The sequence below is a fragment of the Hymenobacter cellulosivorans genome, assembly GCF_022919135.1.
GTDB lineage: Bacteria > Bacteroidota > Bacteroidia > Cytophagales > Hymenobacteraceae > Hymenobacter > Hymenobacter cellulosivorans.
The window spans coordinates 2,805,484-2,825,315 of record NZ_CP095049.1 but is presented as its reverse complement, the minus strand read 5'-3'; the positions used below and the strand labels follow the sequence as shown (position 1 = coordinate 2,825,315).

Annotated in this window: 14 protein-coding genes; 9 read left to right on the top strand and 5 right to left on the bottom strand. The window is 60.0% G+C overall.

All coding sequences use genetic code 11. The features are described from left to right. Positions 1-25 precede the first annotated feature (25 nt). Entirely contained in the window at positions 26-3,079 is a 3,054-nt protein-coding gene (locus MUN80_RS11980; RefSeq protein WP_244724241.1) for an amidohydrolase family protein, read from the bottom strand. Positions 3,080-3,252: 173 nt separating this feature from the next. Between MUN80_RS11980 and MUN80_RS11975 the strand changes: the two genes are divergently transcribed. Next, a complete protein-coding gene (locus MUN80_RS11975; RefSeq protein WP_244724238.1) occupies positions 3,253-3,465 on the top strand; it encodes a hypervirulence associated TUDOR domain-containing protein in 213 nt (70 codons plus the stop codon). Positions 3,466-3,572: 107 nt separating this feature from the next. Here the strand turns inward: MUN80_RS11975 and MUN80_RS11970 are convergent, their stop codons facing one another. Beyond that, positions 3,573-5,156: an amino acid permease gene (locus MUN80_RS11970; RefSeq protein ID WP_244724236.1), complete on the bottom strand. Its 1,584-nt coding sequence runs from the start codon at positions 5,154-5,156 to the stop codon at positions 3,573-3,575. Positions 5,157-5,662: 506 nt separating this feature from the next. Between MUN80_RS11970 and MUN80_RS11965 the strand changes: the two genes are divergently transcribed. After that, positions 5,663-6,298 (top strand): hypothetical protein, encoded by a 636-nt coding sequence (locus tag MUN80_RS11965; protein ID WP_244724233.1) that lies wholly within the window; start codon positions 5,663-5,665, stop codon positions 6,296-6,298. A gap of 131 nt (positions 6,299-6,429) precedes the next feature. Here the strand turns inward: MUN80_RS11965 and MUN80_RS11960 are convergent, their stop codons facing one another. Continuing rightward, on the bottom strand, positions 6,430-7,830 hold the full coding sequence (locus tag MUN80_RS11960) for a T9SS type A sorting domain-containing protein (RefSeq protein ID WP_244724217.1): 1,401 nt from the start codon (positions 7,828-7,830) through the stop codon (positions 6,430-6,432). A 169-nt stretch (positions 7,831-7,999) separates the two neighbouring features. Between MUN80_RS11960 and MUN80_RS11955 the strand changes: the two genes are divergently transcribed. The 4 genes from MUN80_RS11955 to MUN80_RS11940 all read left to right on the top strand — a co-directional run bounded on the left by MUN80_RS11955 (position 8,000) and on the right by MUN80_RS11940 (position 14,632). After that, on the top strand, positions 8,000-9,376 hold the full coding sequence (locus tag MUN80_RS11955; RefSeq protein ID WP_244724214.1) for an MBL fold metallo-hydrolase: 1,377 nt from the start codon (positions 8,000-8,002) through the stop codon (positions 9,374-9,376). A 117-nt stretch (positions 9,377-9,493) separates the two neighbouring features. After that, positions 9,494-10,735, top strand: a complete 1,242-nt coding sequence (locus tag MUN80_RS11950; protein WP_244724211.1) for an exonuclease SbcCD subunit D C-terminal domain-containing protein — start codon at positions 9,494-9,496, stop codon at positions 10,733-10,735. A gap of 7 nt (positions 10,736-10,742) precedes the next feature. Then, positions 10,743-11,192, top strand: coding sequence for a hypothetical protein (locus tag MUN80_RS11945; protein ID WP_244724209.1), 450 nt, complete (start codon positions 10,743-10,745; stop codon positions 11,190-11,192). Then, the gene (locus tag MUN80_RS11940; protein ID WP_244724206.1) at positions 11,189-14,632 is read left to right on the top strand and encodes an AAA family ATPase; all 3,444 of its coding nucleotides are present in this window, start codon (positions 11,189-11,191) and stop codon (positions 14,630-14,632) included. Before MUN80_RS11945 ends, MUN80_RS11940 begins: the two co-directional genes overlap by 4 nt. A gap of 3 nt (positions 14,633-14,635) precedes the next feature. Here the strand turns inward: MUN80_RS11940 and MUN80_RS11935 are convergent, their stop codons facing one another. Further along, positions 14,636-15,709, bottom strand: a complete 1,074-nt coding sequence (locus MUN80_RS11935; protein ID WP_244724203.1) for a DUF6687 family protein — start codon at positions 15,707-15,709, stop codon at positions 14,636-14,638. Positions 15,710-15,785: 76 nt separating this feature from the next. Further along, the gene (locus tag MUN80_RS11930; RefSeq protein WP_244724200.1) at positions 15,786-16,082 is read right to left on the bottom strand and encodes an HNH endonuclease; all 297 of its coding nucleotides are present in this window, start codon (positions 16,080-16,082) and stop codon (positions 15,786-15,788) included. Between the two features lie 295 nt (positions 16,083-16,377). Between MUN80_RS11930 and MUN80_RS11925 the strand changes: the two genes are divergently transcribed. The 3 genes from MUN80_RS11925 to MUN80_RS11915 all read left to right on the top strand — a co-directional run bounded on the left by MUN80_RS11925 (position 16,378) and on the right by MUN80_RS11915 (position 19,832). Further along, positions 16,378-16,824 (top strand): hypothetical protein, encoded by a 447-nt coding sequence (locus tag MUN80_RS11925; protein WP_244724197.1) that lies wholly within the window; start codon positions 16,378-16,380, stop codon positions 16,822-16,824. Between the two features lie 155 nt (positions 16,825-16,979). After that, positions 16,980-17,285: a thioredoxin gene (trxA, locus tag MUN80_RS11920; protein ID WP_244724194.1), complete on the top strand. Its 306-nt coding sequence runs from the start codon at positions 16,980-16,982 to the stop codon at positions 17,283-17,285. A 258-nt stretch (positions 17,286-17,543) separates the two neighbouring features. Continuing rightward, complete coding sequence (locus MUN80_RS11915) at positions 17,544-19,832, top strand: TonB-dependent receptor (protein ID WP_244724191.1); 2,289 nt, start codon at positions 17,544-17,546, stop codon at positions 19,830-19,832.

Here is a 19,832-nt window from a genome sequence, read left to right as displayed (position 1 = left end):
TTTCAGAGCGAAAAGGGCGGCCGGCTTAGTTGTCCAGTTCCTTGTCTTCGCCCATCGTGTCGCAGTGGAAGTGCTTGTTGGCCTTGGCCGTAGCACCTTGCGTGGGGGCGCCGGCTTTCTTAGCGTCCAGCATTTTCTGCACGATGCGCAGCCGCTCCTTTTCCACTTCCTGGCGCATGCGGGCGTCCGACTCGACGTCGAACATCTGACGGCCATCGACGAAGGTGCGCTCCGGGTGGGCGTAGATGCTCAGCGGGTGGTCGGTCCAGAGTACCACGTCGGCGTCCTTACCTTCCTTGATGCTGCCCATGTTCTTGTCGAGGTGGAGCATCTTGGCCGGGTTGATGGTCACCAGCTTCAGGGCCTCCTCTTCCGACAACCCGCCGTACTTCACCGTTTTGGCCGCTTCCTGGTTGAGGCGGCGGCTCATTTCGGCGTCGTCCGAGTTGATGGCCACGTTCAGGCCCGCGTCGTGCATAATGGCCGCGTTGTAGGGAATAGCGTCGCGCACTTCGTTTTTGTAGGCCCACCAGTCGGAGAAGGTACTGGCATTCACGCCGTGGGCCTTCATCTTGTCGGCCACCTTATAGCCTTCCAGAATATGGGTGAAGGTGTTGACCTTAAAGCCCATTCGGTCAGCTGTGTTCAGCAGCATGTTGATTTCGCTCTGCACGTAGCTGTGGCAGGTAATGAAGCGCTGCTGGTTCAGGATTTCGACTAGGGCTTCGAGCTCCAGGTCGCGGCGCGGGGCCTCTCCTTTCTTCTGCTTGCCCTTGCCCAGCTTGTTCCAGGCTTTCCACTCCTGCTCGTACTCCTTAGCGCGGGTGAAGGCATCCACGAACACCTGCTCCACGCCCATGCGGGTCTGGGGAAAACGCAGCACGTTCATTTCGCCCCAGTTGCTTTGCTTCACGTTCTCGCCCAAGGCAAACTTGATGAAGCCCGGCGCATCCTCGATTTTCATCTGCTCGGCCGTCATGCCCCAGCGCAGCTTGATCAGGGCCGACTGCCCGCCGATGGGGTTGGCCGAGCCGTGCAGCAGCTGAGCGGCCACCACGCCGCCGGCCAGGTCGCGGTACACATCGATGTCCTCGGCATCGACGACGTCGCTGATGCGCACCTCACTGGTCACGGCCTGGGTTCCTTCGTTTACGCCCTCACTGATGGCAATGTGGGAATGCTCATCAATGATGCCGGGCGTAAGATGCTTGCCGGTACCGTCGATGCTGCGGCCACCTTTGGGCACACTTAGGTTCTTGCCAATCTTCTGGATTTTGCCGTTTTGTAGCAGCACGTCGGTGTTTTCCAGCTTGCCGGCGGCCTCACTGGTCCACACCGTGGCGTTCTTGATGAGCACCGTTTCCTGCTGGGGCACCTGGGTGCGGCCAAAGGCTACAAAGGGAAACAGGGCCTGCCCAATCTGTATGGGCTCAGGCGCTTTAGCCGAGTCGCGGCGGGCAGCGCGGGTAGCTTCCTCCTGGCGCTGGGCGCTCCACTTCACCTGCGAAGCGTCGGCCAGTTGCCCGTCGCCCTGGAACAGGCGGGTTTCGGGCGTATAGAAGCCGCTGAGGCGCACAGCTGCGCCCTTGGTTTTGGGCGTGGGGTTATACACAATAGTAGCCAACTCCCCATTTACCGATAATGCCCCGCGCACGGTATCCTTGGGCGCCATTACAATGCGCATTTCGGGAGCTTCAGGCTTGCCGGCCACTAGCATTTTCAGTTCGGGCTGACTGCCTATTTTGAGCGTATACATACCGCGGTAGTCGCTGGGCACGGTGCTGAGCTGGTAGCGTTGCCCCTGCACCCAGTTGTCGAGCAGTACGTTGTCGTCGGCAAAAAGGCGGTTGGAGCACACCAGGAAGTTAGCCACCATACCGGCCTTGAGGCTACCCACCTGATTCTGCATTTTCAACAGCTCGGCGGGCGTCGCGGTGAGGGCGCGCAGGGCCTGCTCCTCGGTGAGACCATGCTGAATGGCCTTTTTCAGATTGGGCAAGAACTTCTTCTTGTCCTTGAGGTCGGCGGCCGACAACACGAAGGGCACACCGGCTTTGGCCAGGATGGCCGCGTTGGCCGGGGCCATTTCCCAGTGCTTGAGCTCCTCGAGCGAAATGCGGGAGGCGTCATACACGTCGTCCACATTATAGGCATCGGGGAAGTTCAAGCTGACAATGAGGGGAGCTTTGGTAGCCTGAATATCGGCCAGGCGCTGGTACTCGTCGCCGCGGCCTTTCAGGATGTATTGCACCCCGAACTCGTCGCCTACCTTATCGGCCCGCAATGCCGACTGCTTATCGCGCACGTCGAAAATCTGCGGGAGCTGGCGCTGTTGGTTGAAGGCCCTGAGCGACAGGTTTTGCTCTTTGGTTGGATTGCGCTGGTTCCAGTCGGCGTCGAGGTAGGTTTGACGCAGCAGCGCGATGCTGCCCATCAACGAGCTGGGGTAATCCTGGGTGCTGCTGCCTTTGTCGAAGGAAAAGGCGGCGGCGGCGCGGTCAGCCAGCACTACTTCCTGTTCCTTACGGGCCGTATTCAGCGTGACCAGCGCCGCGGTGCCGCGGGCAATGCCGTCGGCCTGCTGGGTGAGCACCGCGCCAAAGCCCAGGCGGCGGTAAGCATCGGCCTGGTCGTCGTTGACTTTGAACAGTTCAGCGGCGCTGGTTTCGGGGTGAATAGCCTGGTTCCAGTCGTAGGCCCCGGCTTTCTGACTTTCAAACTGCGGTCCGCTGCGGCGGCCCTGGCGCTCGGGTGCTTTCACTTCGGGCAGGCCGTAGCTGGCGTACAGATCAACGAAGCCGGGATAGATATAGCGCCCTTTGAGGTCGGTAACCACGGCCCCGGCCGGAATTTTCACCCCGGTGCCCACGGCCTCTACCCTACCGTCCCGGATAAGCAGGGTCGCGTCGGTGAGGCGGGTTTTGTAGTCGGTGAAAATGGTGGCGTGGGTGAAGGCGTACAGGCCCGGGCGCTGGTCGTAGACGCCGTTGCGCGGGTAGGTGCTGGGCTGGGCGTAGGCAACCACGCTGCTCAGCAGCAAGCCGCCCGCCAGGCCTAGCTGGCGTAGAAATAGTGACATGGAAAAACGGTGGATGGTGATGAAGAAAGCATCAGAGTGGAAAGGTAGCGGCAGACTCGCACTTTTCGGCCGTTTCTACTGAAAAATCCGCAAACGAAGACGGGCCGTAAGCTCAACTTTTCCGGGATAAGCACAGTACCTACACATATTCCCCGCTCTAACCCCTCCCGACCATGCGCAAAGGCACCCAAGTCAGCTGGAAATACGGCACCGGCACGGCCACCGGCAAGATTGAAGAAACCCACAAGGAACCCGTGACGCGCAAGCTCAAGGGCAGCGACATCACCCGCAACGGCACCCCGGAAAACCCGGCTTATGTCATCGTGCAAGACAACGGCGACCGGGTCATTAAGCTGCAAAGCGAAGTGAAGCCGGTAAAGAAGTAAGAAAGTAGCTTTTCTGGTCTCTTCACTCCGGATTGTAAACGTTGGGCCGTTAACAAAAAGGCCCCTTCTGCATGCAGAAGGGGCCTTTTCACGCTATTACGCAGTGGCTAGCGGTTGTTGACGTCGGGCTCGATAAAGGCCTGCTCTTCCATTTCGGTAGGCACTACCACAATGCCTTTCTGCAGCATGGAGTTGCGTTTGCCGTAGAGGAAGTACACGACGAAGCCCAGGGCCATCCAGCCCATTGCTACCTTCAGCGTAAAGGCGTCGAGGGCCAGAATCATGCTGGTGCACACCAGAATACCCATGATGGGCACGAAGGGAAACACAGGCGACGACAGCGGCGCGCGGAACGGACGATGCTGCTCGGGGTCGGAGCGGCGCATGATCCAGACGCCGGCCGATACCAGCACGAAGGCCAGCAGGGTACCAAACGAGGTCAAGTCGCCGGCCAGGGAGCCGGGCACAAACGCCGCAAAGCCGCCCACGAACACGAGCAACGCCAGGTTCGATTTATAAGGGGTAGCAAAACGCGGGTGCAATTCCGAAAACGCCTTGGGCATCAGGCCGTCTTTGGCCATGGAAAAGAACACACGGCTCTGCCCCATCAGCATCACCAGGATTACGGACGAAAAACCCAGCAGGATAGCCACCGTTACGGCCGTGCTCAACCACTCAAAACCGGGCATGTGCGCCTTGATGGCGTACGTTACGGAAGCTTCCCCGCCCTTAGCCGGATCAGCAAATTCACGCCAGTTAGCCACGCCCGTCAGCACGTGCCCGAACAGGATATAAAGCACGGTGCAAACGGCCAACGAGCCGAGAATACCGATGGGCATGTCACGCTTGGGATTCTTGGCTTCCTGGGCGGCGGTGCTCACGGCATCAAAGCCGATAAAGGCGAAGAACACGATGGCCGCGCCCCCCAGAATACCACCCCAGCCGTGCTTGTTCCACTCCGTGTACTCGCGCACAACGGTGCCGGCCGCGTTTTTCACGGGCTCCGCGTTTTCGGGAATCAAATAGGGCGTATGGTTGGCGGGGTTGATAAACTGCCAGCCTACGGCAATGAATACCAGCACGATGGCCACCTTCAGGAACACCACCACAGCATTGAACAAGGCCGACTCTTGGGTGCCCTTGATCAGCAGCAACGACAACGCCACGATAACCAGCAGCGCGGGCAGGTTGATAATGCCGGTTTCCGTTACGCCATTTACCACGGCGCTTTCAAACGGGGAATGGCTTAAGCTGTAGGGCACACTGGTGCCAAAGACCTCTAAGAGCTTGTTCAGGTATTCGCTCCAGGCAATAGACACCGTAGCGGCCCCCAGCGCGTATTCCATGATCAGCGCCCAGCCAATAATCCAGGCCACAAACTCCCCCATCGTGGTGTAGGCATAGGTGTAGGCCGAGCCGGCAATGGGAATCATGGCGGCAAACTCGGCGTAGCACAAGCCGGCGAATACGCAGCCGATAGCCGCTACCACAAACGCCAGTGTGACGCCGGGGCCCGAGGCCTGGGCTGCTGCCGCAGCCGTGCGCACAAACAGGCCCGCACCAATAATGGCGCCCACGCCCAGGGCCACGAGGTTGCCCGCGCCCAGTGTGCGCTTGAGCGTGCCGTGCCCGGTGGAGTTAGCCTCGCCCAGTAGCTGAGCTAGTGGTTTTTTGGCGAAAATATTTGCCATACAATAGAAAAGAGAGAAGAAAGAAAGGTGAGAGGTATGGAATTTTCAAATTCGGTATCAGGAGCCCGAATATAGGCGATAATCAGCATTCGGCGGTTAAAGAGGCCGGCACCACTGTATAGTTGCACGGCGCAGTTCCCAAACTCAGTCCTCCACTCCGGCCGGTTTCGGCTCCGGCACTTTCCGGCTTGCCCTATGGCCCGTGAAAGCTCACTCGCAGTTCCTGAAGCGTTATGCGTAGGCGCAACTAAGGCACTCATCTATAAAGCCTGCATACTCTGCAATTAAACCTAATAATTTTGTTATCACTTACTAATCAATTATTTATTCTATTCAACCCGGGTGTAACCCTCGGTATTCTTGCGCTTTTTTAGCCATAAGCTCATCCTGTATTGCGGAGGTGCGTATACACCGCACCTCGGGAGACAGAGCTTTTTCAGTTTTGGTACGACAATTGAAGAGCGCCCAATATCTCCTGTATTTTCTTTCCTTTCTACAACTTGATCATGAAATCTACCACCATAATCCCCCAGCTCCTCGTAGCTTTCGCGTTGCAGGCTCCTGCCTTTGCCGCTCCCGTTGCCGCCCCTATTGCTTCTACTTTCCAGCAGGGCACGATTACCGCTCAGGCTGCCGCTATTCTCAACCGCTTTGAGCAGGGTATTCCCGGTGGTCTGACGACCACGCAGCGCGACCAGATCCGTCAGGCCGCCGAGTCCTATGCCCGCGACCGGGCCACGATCAGCGCTGAGGCTCAGAAGGTGTTTGAAGCCACTTTGCAAGCGGTGCTCAACCCCAGCGTGTACCAGGATGTGTACGTGGCCAATCGTGACTATTTCCTTTCTGGCCGCGGCCAGCGCCCAGCAGCTGGCCCTCGCACCAACGTGCAGCAAGGCTCCGCTATTCTGACCCGCTTCGAGCGTGGCATTCCCGGTGGCCTGACCACCACCCAGCGCGACCAGATCCGTCAGGCCGCTGAGTCGTATGCCAACAACCGCACGACGGATGCAGCAGGGGCTCTGACGGCATTCGAATCGACCTTGAAGGCAGTATTGAATCCCAGCGTGTACCAGGATGTGTACCTGGCGCGGCGGGACTACTTCCTCAACGGCCAGGGCGGTGGTGCCCAGCGTCGTCGCTAAATCAGATGTAGCTTTTTGAAAGCATTACACAAAAGCCCCACCCGACTCGGGTGGGGCTTTTGTGTGATAACTCAATACCCGGCCGTGGATAGAAAACCAGGAACAACAACGGCGCCCGGCTGGCTTATGATCTACCGAGCCGTCAGGAGCAGTTTTTGCGCGTACCGCTGGCCTTGGGAGGTAGACAAGATGATCTGATACATACCCGCGGCCCGGCCTGATAGATCTAGCTGCTGCTGTCCTTTGAGTAGCTGCTGCGTTTGCTGCACCCGCCCGGCCAGGTCATACACGGTAATCTGCTCACCCCCCGCGGCCGGGGCAGCTAGTTGCACCACTCCCGTGGTCGGATTGGGATACAGACCCAGCGCCAGCACTTTCTGCGGCGAGGCGGCCTTCAACACCGAGCCTCCCTTGTAGCGCATAATCATATACTGGTTATAAGTGTAGCGCCCCGGCGAATAGTCAAACGAAGTAGCAAGCCAGAGCATCCCATCGGTGCTGGGCGCTAGCTGCGCATAGCGAATATTCTCGTCAGCAATAATAGACTGCCAAGTGGCGCCTTCATCCTTTGAAATGGAAAAATCTGATCCTACTAAGCGATAATTCGGACTTACAGAATAATACCCCCAGCTTACATAAGTGCCCCCCGAGCCCGGAATTGCCGTTAGAAGCTGGCTACGCACGGGCCCCTGAGGTGTAACCGGGTTCCAGGAAGCGCCACCATCACTGGTGCGCAAAAGGCGCTCCGTGCCTGAACCGGTATTGCTGCCGCCCGCCGTTCCAAACGCTATACCATGCACCCCATCCCGAAAGGTTAGTCCGGTCAGCTTGATACCACTGCGCGTAGCCGACCATGTCAGGCCGGCATCGGTTGTCCGCAAGATTGTATTCGCCGTAGTACCCAGCCACAAGGAATTGCCAATCAGAGCATAGCTAGGCGTAACAGACTCCTTGCTACCAGTTGCTTGGATGGTAGTAGCCACGCTCGTCCAGGTACTGCCCCCATCGGTTGTGCGGTAAATTTGCCAGTTGCTCCCAGCAGCGGTAGCCACGAAAGCCACGCCGGTAGTAGGCGTAAAAAAGTAGATATGGTCAAAAGCCGCGGGCAAAGCAGCTGACACCACGCTGAAATTAGCGGGCCCGGCCGTCGTGCGGAGTAGCGTACGAGTAGCCGAAACAGCATTCTGGGTAATTACCCACGCCCGCTGGTCGTCCAGGGCAAACAGGTTTTCGGCAAAGGACCCAGCAGGCGGGGTAGTGAATGAACCCGCGGCTACTTCGTGCTCCTGCCAGGTTTGCCCATTATCCGTTGTGCGCAGAACCGTGGAGTTGTAGTACCCCCGCACGGGAGCCTTGGTAAACATCCCCCACACCACGTTCGGCTGCGGCGACTTAAAGCCGGATACATCACCGCCCGGAATGTCGGTAAAGTAATTGGGCGCGTTGGGCACTGCTTCCCAAGGGGACTGGGCTGTAGCGCTGAAAAATGGGGTGCTGCCAACCAGCAGAATAAGTACTTGTCTGAATTTCATGGGTGTATCAATTAATTCACTGCTCCCAAGGTACCGCTTTTCGGAGCCAGGCTAATATTAATTCTATGCTATTCACGGCTACTTCAACCGTACTTTCCCGCCGCCGTTTGTTATATTTGACCTATTCGCCTGCTTTTCGAGGCCGGGCGACTCACCAACCGTACACCCCATGAGTCCGCTTCCCAGTAGTACCGCGTCGGTACAGATTCAGCAATTCTACGACAAGGGCCTGGCCCACGCCAGCTATGCCATCCGCTGCGGCCGCCAGGTCGCCATCATCGACCCGGCCCGGGACCCGCAGCAGTACTACGATTTTGCCGATGAGCACGAGGCCGACATCGTGGCCGTCATCGAAACCCATCCGCACGCTGATTTTGTATCGTCGCACCTGGAAATAGCACAGGAAACCGACGCTGTTATTTACTGCAGCAAGCTGGTAAAGGCCAGCTACCCCCACCGCCCCTTCGACGACGGGGACCGTATTTCGCTGGGCACTGTGGAGCTGCACGCCATCAACACCCCCGGCCATTCGCCCGACAGCATCTCTATTCTGCTCATCGACGACCTGGCCCAGACCCGGGCCGTCTTCACCGGCGACACGCTTTTCGTGGGCGACGTAGGCCGGCCCGATTTGCGCGAGAGTGAGCTGGTAGGTGGCCACAAGCGCGAGGAACTGGCGGCCCAGATGTACCATAGTACCCGCAATAAGCTCATGACGCTGCCCCCCACTACGCGGGTGTATCCCGCCCACGGACCGGGCAGCCTCTGCGGCAAAACCACCAGCACCGATCTGGACAGCACCATCGGCAAGGAGCTCAAGACCAACTACGCTCTGCAGCCCATGAGCGAGCAGGAGTTTGTGAAAGTGCTGCTGGAAGACCAGCCCTTCGTGCCCAAGTATTTCGGCCACGACGTGCAGCTCAACAAGCAGGGCGCCCTGCCCTTCGAGGACAGCATCCGGGCCGTGCCCCGCGTGCAGCCTAATGCCGCGCTGGAAAACGCAGTGGTGGTAATTGACACCCGCCCGCAGGCCGAGTTTAAGCAAGCCCATTTGCCGGGCGCCATCAATCTGCAGGACGGGGGCAAGTTTGAAACCTGGTTGGGCTCGGTAGTAGGCCCCAACGAGCCGTTCTACCTCATTGCCGATTCGCAGATTGCCTTGGATACCGTGATTCGCAAAACCGCCAAAATCGGCTACGAGGCCAACATCAAAGGAGCCCTGCTGACGCCCTCGGTACTGCCTGCCACGAGTCCGGCAGTCGATGTGGAGCGGGTGCGCGAGCGGCCCGGAGATTTTACCATCGTCGACATCCGCAACTACACCGAGGCCAAGCAGCCTGTCTTTGCCGATGCCCTAGTGATTCCCTTGCCCGAGCTGCGGGAGCGCGCCCAGGAAGTACCGACCGACAAGCCCATCCTGGTGCACTGCGCCGGCGGTTACCGCTCGGCGGCGGGCAGCAGCATTTTGGAAGCCGCCCTGCCCGGCGCGGAAATCTATGATTTGAGCGAGGCTATTACCGACTTCCAAAAGCAGGCGGTTCATTAATCAAAATGATTAGCGGAAAACGCGGAGGTCTGCGGAGATTATACTCTGCGGACCTCCGCGTTTTTGTGTGACCATCAGCTGCGGGAACCCAATCCGCAGCTAGTATCTTTGAAGAATATGCGCGTACTACACACTGCCGACTGGCACCTGGGCCAACGCTTTATCAGCGGCCACGAGCGAACCGACGAGCACCGCTACTTTCTGGAGTGGCTGGTGGAAGTGGTGCGCGAGCAACGGGTGGAAGTGCTGGTCATCGCCGGCGACATTTTCGATACCGGCTCGCCCTCCAACCAAGCCCTGGAGCTGTATTACTCGTTTCTGCTGAACATGCGCGGCACCGGCTGCCGCGACATTGTGGTGGTGGGCGGCAACCACGACTCCCCGGCCACGCTCAACGCCCCGGCCCGGCTGCTGCGCCACCTGCGGGTGCACGTGGTGGGCTGCGTGCCCGACTGCTTCGACGACCAGGTGCTGGTGCTCGATGACGCGGATGGCAAACCCGGCCTGGTGGTGTGCGCCGTGCCTTTCCTGCGCGACCGGGACGTGCGCCTCTCGGTGCCGGGCGAGTCGGCCGAGGAGCGCGAAGCCCGCATCAAGCAGGGCATTGCCGACCACTACGCCCGCGTAGCCGAAGTAGAGCGGGTATGGCAACTCAAGGAGCTGGGGCTGCCGGTGCTGGCTACCGGCCACCTCTATGCTGCCGGGGCGGCTCCTTCCGATTCGGAGCGCACGATTCACGTGGGCAATCTGGGCCAGGTTACGGCTGACCATTTCCCGACTATTTTCGACTACGTGGCTCTGGGCCATTTGCACCGGCCCCAGCGCGTGGGCGGCCGGGAGCATATTCGCTACAGCGGCTCCCCGATTCCGCTCTCATTTTCGGAAATTGACCATCCCAAGGAAATCCTGCTGCTCAGCTTTGCCGACGGCAAGCTCCAAAGCCTGGAGGCGCTGTTGGTGCCGGGTACGCGGCGGCTGGCCCGTTTCCACGGCGACCTGGCCGAGGTTATTACCGCCCTAACTACCTACGACAATACCGGATTCCAACTGCCGGCCTGGGTAGATGTGGAAGTACGCTCCGAGCTAACCCAGCTGGAAGTAGCCGAGCAGTTGCTCAAAACCATCGAGCTGCTTGACCGCAAGCACATTGAGGTCTTGTCGCGCCGCCACTTCCGCCTGGTCACGCTGCGGGCCCTGGGCGACGAGGCCGACGAAACCCCGCTGACGCCCAGCTTGCACGACTTTACCGAGCGGGAAGTGTTTGAGCGCCGCCTCGCCGACGAGCCCGAGGACAGCCGCCCGGAATTATTAGGCACCTTCGACGAGTTGCTGGAGTGGATGCACCAGGAGCAGCCGTAAGTACATCATGTTGTCAGAAGAGCAAACGCCACCAGCCGAGCGGCACTTGATAATTCGGGACCGGATACCACAATTTCCTGCCGCTTACGCCCGGTTCGATTACTCGGCTCTGGAAAAGCTGCTCACCTCACCTTTGTGGGCTTCGGTAAGCATTGATTACTGCTATACCGATCTGGAGCTGCCCAAAGTCTACGACTACGTTTTTTCACGGGCAAATCCGGCCAAAGCCTGGCGGCAGCGCAGCATTGTGCGCTACGCTTTCAGCTACGGCCATTTGCTTGATCATCTGTCGCATGGACACGCTGTGCATTGCCTGATTGAGTTTCCGGATTCCCTACCTAGTATCTTTACTGAATTGCCGCTCAACAATGGCGGGCTGACCATGCACCCCGGTATTGGCTTATGCACGGCCGAAAACTGGCCCGCTATTTACGAGCACCTCTCCCGTCCCGAATGAAGATTCTCCGCGTCCGTTTTTACAACCTGAACTCCCTGCGCGGGCAGCACGAAGTCGATTTTGCGGCCTCGCCGCTGTCGGATGCGGGCTTGTTTGCCATTACCGGCCCCACCGGCGCGGGCAAAACCACCATTCTGGATGCTATTACCCTGGCCCTCTACGGCCAGGTGCCCCGCCACGACGGCAGCGGCCCCGAGCAGGTGATGAGCCATGGCACCGGGGAAAGCTGGGCCGAAGTCGAGTTTCAGGTAAACGACAAACGCTACCGGGCTAAGTGGGGCCAGTACCGCTCCCGCAAGAAAGCCGATGGCAAGCTCCAGCCGCCGAGCATGGAGCTCAGCGAGTACCAGGAGCCCCAAAACCCCGACGACGAGCCCCAATGGCCGTTTTTGGAAACGTACAAGTCGAAGGTGCCGGGCCGGGTGGCCGAACTCAGCGGCCTGGAGTACCGACAGTTTCTGCGCTCGGTGCTGCTGGCCCAGGGCGAATTCACCAAGTTTCTGAAGTCCAGCCCCGGCGAGAGGGCCCAGCTGCTGGAAAAGATTACTGACACCCGCAAGTACTCCGATATTTCGAGGGCCGCCTTCGACAAAGCCAAGCAGGAAACCCAGCAGGTAGAAGTACTGCGCGCCGGCCTGGCGGGCGTTACCTTGCTCAGTGCCGAGGAAGTAACCGAGCTGGAAGCCGAAGTTGCTGGCTTCACAACCCAGCTCAGCACCGCTACGGCCGAGCAGCAGCGCCTGAGTGAGGCTCAACTCTGGCTGCGCCGCCTAGCCGACCTCACCGCCCGCCAGCAACACGGTCAGCAACGGCTGCTGCTGCTGGCCCAGGAAGCCGAGGCCTTGTCGCCAATCCGGCAGCGGGTGAGCCGGCACGAGCAGGCCCTACCCTTCCGCACGCCCTGGGCTTTGCTGCAGCAGGCCCACACCCTGATTCAGCGGTTGCAGCGCGAAGCCGAGCAGCTGCAGGGAGAGCTGCCACGGCTGCAGGAGCAACTAACCCAGGCCCAGCAAGCCCGCCAGCAGGCTCAGCGCCGCCGCGACGAAGCCGCTGAAACCCAGCAACAGCAGGAACCCAAGCTGCGCGAGGCCGAAAAGCTGGACACTATCATCCAGCTGGCCGAGGTTCAGCTGCAGAAAGACAAGCAGGAATACGACCTCAACAACGAGCAGTGCAAGCAGCTTAAGGCCAATGCTGAGCAAGCGGCAGGCAGGCTGCGCGAATTGCAGGCTCAACTCAAGGAGCTCGGTAAGTGGCTGGCCGTGAATGCCAATGTCAGTGAGCTGGCCGAGCTGTTGCCCGAGCTGTCGGCCAACATTCAGGACTGGGAGCACCTCAACGCCGAGCTGGGTCAGCTGCGCCAGCGCCTGCAGGAGCTGCACCAGCGCCAGCAGCAGGCCGCCACGGCCGTAGCCAAGTACGAGCAGGTCGCTGCCCAGGCCCGGCAGCACCTCTCCGACCTCACCAGCCAGCAGCAGGCCGCTACCGCCGACCGAAACCGGTGGCTGCGCCGCCTGCGCCATCAGGTAGCCGCCTTGCAGAAAGACCAGGAAGCCCAGCAGCAGCACTGGGACGACTTACGCCGCAGTCTGCAGATGCAGCAGTTGGTCTTGTCGCACGAGGGCACCCGGGAGTTGCTGGTGGCCGGGGAGCCTTGCCCGGTGTGCGGGGCCACGGAACACCCCTACCTGGCCGGCGTGTTGGGCATCAGCTCCGACTCGGTGCAGCGCGACACCCAGCGCGAGGAAGAGCTGGGCCAGCGCGTGCGCGCCCTGGGCACCCGTTTCAACCGCCTGAACACCTACGTGACCATGCTGGAGCAAACCAGCGGCGACGCCGAGCTGGGACTGGATGAGCCGATTCAGCTGCTGCCTGAAAGTGAGGAAAGCAGCGTGGGTGAGCATATCCGCGCCTTGGTGAAGCAGCTGCAGGAACTAGAGCGGCAGCGGGGTGGCCTGGAGCTGCAACTGGCCCAGGCCAGCAGTCAGCAGGCCAACGCCGCCCAGCAGCAGCACGACTACACCCAGGACGCTACTAAGCTCAACCAGCAGCTCCGTGACGCTGAAGAGCGGGTACCCACCGTGCGCGGGGTTATTGCCAGTCTGTTGCTCAATTTCGGCCTCGAATTCACCGACCTCAACGGCCGGACCCTGATGAAGCTGGCCAGTGACCGGGCTGCCGAATTCAACCAGAAACAGCAGGAGCAACACAAGGCCCAGCAGGAATTGGCGGGCATCAGCGCCACGTTTGACCAAACCGAGCAGGAACGGGAGCGGCTGCAACTGTGGCTACGTACCCGCAAGCAGGAATTGCTGGAAAAGCACGCCGCCATGCAGCAGCAGAAGCAGGAGCGCCACGAGCTGTTTGCCGGCGCCAACGTGGCGGCCGCCCGCCGGGAGCTGGCCGCCGCCGTGGAAGAAGCTACCAGACAGCTGGATCAGGCCACGGAAGCTCAGAAAAACCGGGAAACGGCTTGGTCGGTGGCGGCTGAGAGCTTGCGCAAAAGTGAGCAGGAAGCCCGGCGCCAACAGCAGGAACACGAGCAGCAGCACGCCGCCTTGGTGGCCGAGCTGCAAACCGCCGGCCTGGCCCCCGACCCCGCGGCCCTGGCCACCCTGCTGCTGCCCGATACGGAAGTGCGCCGCCTGGCCGACCAGCTCCAGACCCACGAGCAGGCCGTGGCTACCACCCAGCAAAACCTGACCGAAGCTGCTCAGCAGTTTCAGCAGGAACAGCAGCGCAACCTAACCGCCGAGCCCGCCGAAACCGTCAGTGAGCAGCTCCAAGCATTGAATGAGCAGCTGGCCCAACTCAACCAGCAGCTTGGGCAGCGGCAGCAGCGTCTACTCGACCACCACCGCGGTCTGGAGCGGCACGCGGCTTTGGCCCAACAGCTCGAAAAGCAGCAACAGGAAGCCCGGCGCTGGCGGCAGTTGGCCGAACTCATCGGCTCCGCCGACGGCAAGAAGTTTAGCGAGTTTGCCCAGGGCCTGACCCTGGCCCGCCTCGTAGACTTGGCCAACCGCCACCTGCACCGCCTCACCGACCGATACCGCATCACCCGCAACCCCGAAGAGCACCTGGACCTGCTTATTATCGACGAGTATCAGGCCGGTAACAGCCGCTCAATGAACTCCTTGTCGGGTGGGGAAAGCTTCTTGGTCAGTCTGGCCCTAGCCCTGGGCCTTTCGGAGCTGGCGGGCCGCAAAACCCAGATTAACACGCTCTTTATCGACGAAGGATTCGGCACGCTCGACCCCGACACGCTGGAGGTAGCGTTGTCGGCCCTGGAAACTCTGCAGGGCACGGGCAAAACCATCGGTATCATTTCTCACGTCGAAGCCCTGAAGGAGCGCGTCAGCACCCAGATCAACGTGCGCAAGGGGGCCGGCGGCGTCAGCTCCCTGCGCGTGGTAGGCTTCGGGGTCGAAACCGAATAGCTGCTACCCGGCGCTGCCCGGCTGTCCGGCAGCCCTGATTTCGGCCCACGTCCAGTAGCGGCGGGGCTGAATCAGGGCGTAGCCTTGGCGAAAAAACTGCACTACGGCTTGCTCCAGCACGTCTTCCGTAATGGACGAGGCAAAGATGGGCCGCTGATCGGGGTCGGCGTAGCGCTCCACTTTCGTCAGCGCTTTGCCCGCCAGGCGCAGTAGTGGCCCCGTGTCGGTGATGCCGTCGAACGTCCAGCGGTGGGGCGGCGCTTCCTGTTCGTTCAGCTGCGCGGCCAGCCCGTCCAGTGGCAGGCGCGGCAGCGCTGGCCTCGATTCCAGGTCAACCCAGGTGGTGTATTTATACTCCAGCTCGTAGCGCTGCCCGTCGTAGATGCTCAGCACGATGTCGGCCCCACCCGTAGGGCCAAACAAGGCGTAGTACGGCAGTGGCTCGGGCGTGCGCACTACCACCAGCCCGATTTCGGGGTAGTGCGTGAGCCGCGTGGCTGGTCCCCGCATAACGGCCGCCGCTAGTTGTACCCGCTGATATTCTGGCTCCCAGGCGGCTCGCCCACTCGCCGGGTTTTGCAGCACTTGGGCGAAGCGGGGCAGAAACCAGTTGAACTTCTCGACGCAGGCCTCGTCCTCGCGGCGGCGCAAAACCGGGGCCCCGAAAGGAGGGTAAAACCGCTCTTTTTCCTCAGCATTCAGCCAGCACACCAATTGCAGGGCCTGGTCGGCCAGGGTGCTACTGCCCTCCCACTCCCGAAAGTCGCCGAGGCGGGCCGTCTGCCGCAGCAGATCTTCGTGCTCCAAGGCCAGGTCGGGGTAAAGCAAGCTCCAGACCCCGACGAAACCATCCACGTCGAAGTGGTTGGCCGTGACGGCCGGAGCGGCCAGGCCGGGCGTAGCGGGCTGGCGCAGGGCGCGCAGCACCGAGCCCGCGCTGGTATCGTCGCGCAGGAGCGGCGGCGTAGGGGCTCCGCGCCAGTGAGCCAGCACCAGGGCCGCGCCATTAGCCGTACTGTCGACCACAATCGTGGGCTGCTCCCGAAGCGTAGCAAAGGGCACAAACTGATAAGCCATAGTAGATCTTCGTGAACAAGCCGCCTACTGCCGTGGCCGCTACACCCAAAGCTAGGCTCTTCCGGGCTCAGAACTACTACCGGCGCCGGCGGTTGGAAATATGCTCGACCCGGCTGCGGCGAACCCAATGCAAATATTTCTGCAGTTCCGGGGCTTGCTGCAAGGCCTCCACCGTCGGATACTTTCGGGCCAGCTCGCGGTTGGTAAGCAGCAAATGCACTGTGCTGTGGCAGGGCTGGCAAAGCGCCACGGTAGGCCCATAGCGCCCACCTTCCTCCCGGGGTACCAAGTGGTGGCGCGACACGGCGCTTACTTCCCGTTCACAGAGTTCACAACGCTTCTCACTCTGCTTAGAAAAATCCAAACGCACCATCCAATTATCGGATTTACTTTGCCTTCGTCCCATAAGCAAAAGAAGAGCAAGTGGTTGCACTACAGATATCTGGCACGCTTTTTATAAATGGCTAGCGACGAGAAATAAAAAAATATGTTGCATCTACATTCCTTTTAATTCTATATTTGGTTGCGGGGATGGAGTGTATACCTGCCAAATCTGCATTTGCACTTCTTTATGAGCTTTTAAGTAGTCGGCTCCCCAGCCGATTTTCTTTATAACATCTTCTCTTTCGCTTTCAGTCAGTACCTCCTAACCTTTTTTCATATACACCATGCGTGACTTTACTCTCAACTCTTCCCTTCGCCTTTCGCATCTGCTCCGGGCAGCCGGCCTGGTGGTAGCCTTGTTGGTATTGACTCCAACAACGTCCCGGGCGCAAACCTGGCTGGTATCAACGGATGCCTACATCAAAATGGGCGTTATGGACAAATTCGGCCAGCTGGGCACTTACACCGCCCGTTTTGTAGTCACCAACCAGGCCAACGGCAAGGAATTTATCCTGGTGAAGCAAGTGGAAAAGGGCCAAAACGGCATCGATGTGCTGTTTCCCTCCGAGCCTTCCGACCCGGATTATTTCAAGACCGAAGCCGGGGAAGCCGCTAAAGGCACTCCCGGCCGTTACACCTGGGAATGCCAGGTAGGCGGAAAGAAGGTTGTGGGTGGCCGCTTCACCTTCCCCGAAGTTGGCAATGATATTACGGTAGTTGACCGGCGCTAAGCCGGCTCCTGCTACCGCTCAGATGAGCCCGCCGTTGCTGCCGCAACGGCGGGCTTTTTCGTGCTACCCCAACTGTCCGGCCGCCCGGCTGCGTATATGCAGGCAGTGCCCTGCCGCCCGGCGAGTGGGCTTTCCTTGGCTCTCATTTTTCAGTCATGCCAAAAAAATCCTTTAGCGAGCTTATTAACAGTCCGGGTATGCCGGTGCTGGTCGACTTTTACGCCGACTGGTGCGGGCCCTGCAAAACCATGGCCCCGATTCTGGAGCAGGTAGCCGCCCAGCACCAGGGCAAGCTCAAAGTCATCAAGATTGACGTAGACAAGAACCCAGCCGTGGCCCAGCAATTCCGGGTGCAGGGCATTCCTACCCTGATTTTGTTCCACAAAGGCCAGCCCGTGTGGCGGCAGTCGGGGGTGGTGCCGGCTCCCCAGCTCAGCCAGACCGTGCAGGCATACCTGTAGGAAAGCAACCTTTCTGATTCAGCGGGGCTCTATTAGAGAGTATTGGCTGCCCAACGATAGTCAGCTTTCCTGACCGGCGCCGACTGGTGCTTGCCACGCACCGAGCCCACCGCTTTGGGCTCGGCCGCAAACTATCCGCCGCATGTGGGCGTTTGACGGGCTAGGCTGACTATCTTTGTGTTAGCTTATGATCTAGTTGCCCCAATGCGTTTAGTGAGTTCGATTCTTCGATTTAGTATTTTCTTTTTGTTAAGTGTAGTGCCCGGCGGGCTACTAGCCCAGCAGCGCTTTACCATCAGCGGCTACGTGCGCTCCGGGGCCGACCGCAGTGTGTTGCCGGGCGCCTCGGTGGCTGTGCCCACGCTGGGTACCGGGGCCACCGCCGACGCCGAAGGATTTTATTCTCTGACGCTGCCCGAGGGCCGCTACCAACTGAGCATTTCCTTTATCGGCTACCAGACTCAGACCCGGGAGCTGAACCTGACCAAGTCGCAGCGGATTTCCTTTAGCTTGCCTGAGGCCAGCAACCAGCTTGGCGAAGTCGTGATTGAGGGCACGGGCACGCTGGAGCAGAAGCTGCAAACCACCCAGATGAGCGTGGAGCACCTCAACGCCCGCGACGCCAAGCTGCTGCCGGCCCTGTTTGGGGAAGTCGATTTACTTAAAACCCTGCAACTCAAGCCCGGCGTGCAAAACGGTGGGGAAGGCACCAGCGGCCTGTTTGTGCGGGGCGGCTCGGCCGACCAGAACCTGTTCCTGCTCGACGACGCGGTGGTGTACAACCCGAGCCACCTGTTCGGCCTGTTTTCGGTGTTCAATGCCGACGCCATTCAAAGTGTGGACCTCTACAAAGGTGGCTTTCCGGCTCAGTACGGCGGCCGGCTTTCGTCGGTGGTGGATGTAAAGACCAAGGACGGCAACCCCGAGAAGCTGGGCGTCAGCGGCGGCCTGGGGCTGATTTCGTCGCGCCTAACTCTGGACGGGCCCATCGTGAAAGACAAGGGCGCCTTTTCGCTGTCGGGCCGCCGCACGTATTTCGACGTCTTCACCCGCCAGATCAATAAGCTCAACAAGGACACTGAGGACTACAGCCCCATTCCCGACTACTATTTCTACGATTTCAACGCCAAGGCCAACTACAAGCTGGGCCAGAAAGACCAAGTGTTTCTGACCGGCTACTACGGCCGGGACGTGTTCGGCTTCAACAGCACCGGGGGCTTCAACTTCGACTTTACCTGGGGCAACGCCGTGGGGGCGCTGCGCTGGAACCACGTTTTTTCGCCCAAGCTGTTTTTGAACACTACTGTTTCGGCCACGCGCTACCAGTACCAGATTGCCAACAAGCTCGACCAGTTCGGCTTCAGTTTGTCGTCGGAAATTCTGGACTATGCCTTGCGCTCCGACCTCGACTACCTGGCTTCCGACAAGCATACGCTCAAGCTAGGCGTGAGTGCCACCAACCACCGCTTCAACGTGGGTCGGCTCTCGGCCAGCAGCACCGACGGCAGCCTGAACATCGGCTCTGAAATCATTTACCGAGGCCAGGAAGCGTCGGTGTATGCCTCTGACAACTTCAAGGCCAGTGACAAGCTGCAGCTGGATTACGGCCTGCGCCTGACCGGTTTCCAGAGTGGCTCCGACCGGTATGCGGCCCTCGAACCGCGCGGGGCCGTGCGCTACTCCCTCACGCCCAAAACGTCGGTGAAGGCCAGCTACGCCATGATGTACCAGTACGTGCACCTCGTCACGAATTCGGGCGCGTCGTTGCCGACCGACATCTGGTATCCGTCCCGTCTCAACGTGAAGCCCCAACGCTCCCAGCAGGTTGCCACCGGCATCAGCTTTTTGCTGGGCGAAGGCAAATACCTGCTCACCGACGAGGTGTACTACAAGTGGGCCCAAAACCAGGTGGATTTCCGCGACGGGGCCCAGTTGTTTGCCAACGAAGATCTGGACGCCGAATTCCTCTTCGGCAAGGGCTGGTCGTATGGCAACGAAATCTACCTGGAAAAGAAATCGGGCCGCACCACGGGCTGGCTCGGCTACTCCCTGGCCTGGACCCAGCGGCAGTTTCCGCCGCAGCGGGGCAGCAGCGGCGTCAACAACGGCAAGGTATTTTACCCTACCTACGACCGGCGCCACAACCTGACGGTGGTGGGTCTGCACCAGCTCAACGAGCGAATCAACCTCACGGCTTCCTTTGTCTTTACCTCGGGGGCACCCACCACGCTACCCCAGGGCCGCTTTCTGGTCCAGGATATTTTCGGCGACAACCCGATGGCCGTTCCGATTTATCCCGACCGCAACACCTACCGCATGGCCCCTTACCACCGCATGGACCTGGGCATGGTGTACAAGCTGCGGCCCAAGCGCGGCGAATCGGACCTGACCTTCTCGGTGTACAACGCCTACAACCGGCGCAACCCCTACTTCATCTATTTCGAGCAGGTGCGCAATAAGGAAACCAGGGAGGTAACCAATTTCCGGGCCCGGCAGGTGTCATTGTTTCCGGTTATTCCCTCAGTCACATATAATTTCAAGTTTTAG